The organism is Vibrio sp. 10N.286.51.E5 (assembly GCF_041469125.1).
In the GTDB taxonomy this organism is placed as follows: Bacteria; Pseudomonadota; Gammaproteobacteria; order Enterobacterales; family Vibrionaceae; genus Vibrio; species Vibrio crassostreae_C.
On sequence record NZ_JBFRJZ010000090.1, the window covers coordinates 1 to 205 of the forward strand.

The following is a 205-nucleotide window of genomic DNA, read 5'->3' on the forward strand; positions in this document are numbered from 1 at the left end:
TCCCATTTCACTGACGGTACCACTTGGCGAAGTCGGCGTTTATCTATCTCTTTAATGGTGTGCCAATGTACGCTTGTTAACTGGGAGATATGCTTAATGGGAAGAAGAGGCAGCAGTTGTTCTATATAACTTTTTAAGCGCTTCGTTATACGAGCATAAGGCTCTAACCAAGATAGAGACTCTGTTTTTATGCCGCAGTCACGAC

The 205-nt window shown here is 43.4% G+C and carries 1 protein-coding gene; it reads right to left on the minus strand.

The genetic code is table 11. The features are described 5' to 3' along the window. Positions 1–205: transposase family protein (locus tag AB4161_RS21775; protein ID WP_372084288.1), on the minus strand; the 205-nt coding region annotated here is incomplete at both ends.